This window comes from Actinomadura sp., from assembly GCF_044508335.1.
GTDB lineage: Bacteria > Actinomycetota > Actinomycetes > Streptosporangiales > Streptosporangiaceae > Spirillospora.
Genome location: NZ_JBIQHY010000020.1, coordinates 73,738 through 75,947 on the forward strand (window position 1 = coordinate 73,738; position 2,210 = coordinate 75,947).

The window sequence follows — 2,210 nt, forward strand, 5'->3', positions numbered from 1 at the left end:
TGCGTGCGTTGGCGTGCGTGCGTCGTCGGTGGCTGGGCGGCTAGATGGCGGCGGCGCGGAATCGGCTGGGAGCGATCCGCAACCGGACAATGTCATAAATAGAGGAACACGAAACTACAGACACGGCAACAGTGTCAGAAAGGGAACAAACCTGTTTCAGGAGTCATCTACTGGGACACCACGTACCCCGTGTGACTTAGGCCACACACTCTCCGCGCGGGGTTTCGGACGCACACCGCAGCACTTTCCAGGCACCCGGCTTTGGAGGGGAGTGCCAACGATCCCCCTCCAGGATCGGCGGATTCCACCGGCTTCGCGACCGACCCGCGGGCCTATCGTTCTGCCGTCCCCTGCGGAAGGAACGGGTGCGCCATGCAGAATCCACAGCCGCGCTGGTGTTCGTGCCGGGTCCCGGACGGGGTCACCCGCCGGCAGGTCCTCGGCGGCCTGAGCGCGGCGAGCGCCCTCGCGGTCGCCGGCTGGCCGGGCACCGCCTCGGCGGCCGGGCCGCACGGCCGGTCGGTGACGATCACCGTGATGGGCACGTCCGACATCCACAGCCACGCGGTGAACTGGGACTACTACAAGGACGCCGAGTACGGCGACAGTGACGGGAACACGGTCGGCCTGGCCCGCGTGTCGAGCCTCGTCAACGAGGTCCGCGCCGCCCGCGGACGCGACCGCACCCTGCTGTTCGACGCCGGCGACACCATCCAGGGCACCCCGCTCGGCTTCTACTACGCCACCGTCGAGCCGATCACCGAGACCGGCGGGACGCATCCGATGGCCCGCCAGATGAACGCCATCGGCTACGACGCCGTGGCGCTCGGCAACCACGAGTTCAACTACGGCATCCCGTTCCTGAACAAGTGGATCAGCCAGATGGACGCGCCGGTGCTGGCCGCGAACGCCGTCCACGCGGGAACCCGCCGGCCCGCCTACCGCCCGTACATCATCAAGAGGATGCACGTCCGCGGGTACCCGCCGATCCGGGTCGGCCTCCTCGGCCTGACGAACCCGGGCATCGCGATCTGGGACAAGGCGAACGTCTCCGGCAAGCTCGACTTCCTCGACCTGGTCGAGACCGCGCGCCGGTGGGTGCCGGTCATCCGCGCCCGCGGCGCCGACGTCGTGATCATCAGCGCGCACTCCGGCGACAGCGGGACGTCCTCCTACGGCGACGCGCTGCCCATCGAGAACGCGGCCGCGCTGGTCGCCGAGCAGGTCCCGGGCATCGACGCCATCCTGTTCGGCCACGCGCACCTGGAGATCCCGGAGCGCTTCGTCACCAACAAGATCACCGGCCGGACCGTCGTGATGAGCGAGCCGAAGTGCTGGGGCCAGCGCCTGTCCATCTTCGACCTGACCCTCACCCACTCGCGGGGCCGCTGGAAGGTCACCGGCAAGTCGGCGACCACGGTGAACTCGAACACCGTCCAGGAGGACCCGGAGATGGTCACCCTGGTCAAGAAGCAGCACGACGCGGTCGTGGCCTACGTGAACAAGGAGGTCGCCACCTCGACCGAGGAGATGTCCGCCGCGGAGGCGTGCTGGAAGGACACGGCGATCCTCGACTACATCCACCTCGTCCAGACCGAGAGGGTGAAAGCCGCGCTCGCGGGCTCGGAACACGAGTCCCTCCCCGTGGTGTCGATCGCGGCGCCCTTCAGCCGGGCCGCGACCTTCCCCGCCGGCAAGGTCACCATCAAGGACATCGCGGGCCTCTACATCTACGACAACACCCTCCTGGGCAGCATTCTCACGGGCTCCCAGATCAAGGACTACCTGGAGTACTCCGCCCAGTACTTCAAGCAGGTCTCCGCGTCCGACCCCGTCGACCCGGCGTCCTGGACGAACGCCAACAACCGCCCCGACTACAACTACGACCAGTTCTCCGGCATCGCCTACGACGTCGACATAGCCAAGCCGGAGGGCTCGCGGATCACCAACATGACCTACGACGGGGCACCGGTCGCGGACGACCAGCGGTTCGCGGTCGCGGTCAACAACTACCGGCAGTCGGGCGGCGGAGGCTTCCCGCACATCACCACCGCCGAGGTCGTCTACAACGCGCAGGTGGCGATCCGCGAGGCGATCGTCGAGTACGCCTCCGCCGCCGGCACCATCGACCCCGCGACCTTCCACACGGAGAACTGGCGGCTCGTCCGCGACGGCACGCCCGTGTTCTGACGCGGAGCCGTCGTGTCGTG

1 protein-coding gene is annotated in these 2,210 nt (G+C 68.1%); it reads left to right on the forward strand.

Annotation, left to right across the window (positions count from 1 at the left end):
* Nucleotides 1-372 precede the first annotated feature (372 nt).
* Nucleotides 373-2,190 carry a bifunctional metallophosphatase/5'-nucleotidase gene (locus tag ACIWVC_RS10700; protein ID WP_396446814.1) on the forward strand — a complete coding sequence of 606 codons (1,818 nt, stop codon included), beginning with the start codon at nucleotides 373-375 and terminating at the stop codon, nucleotides 2,188-2,190.
* Nucleotides 2,191-2,210 lie beyond the last annotated feature (20 nt).

Bases quoted from the DNA above. Each gene is read 5' to 3' on its own strand.
- ACIWVC_RS10700 (WP_396446814.1), top strand. From the start codon at position 373: ATGCAGAATCCACAGCCGCGCTGGTGTTCGTGCCGGGTCCCGGACGGG.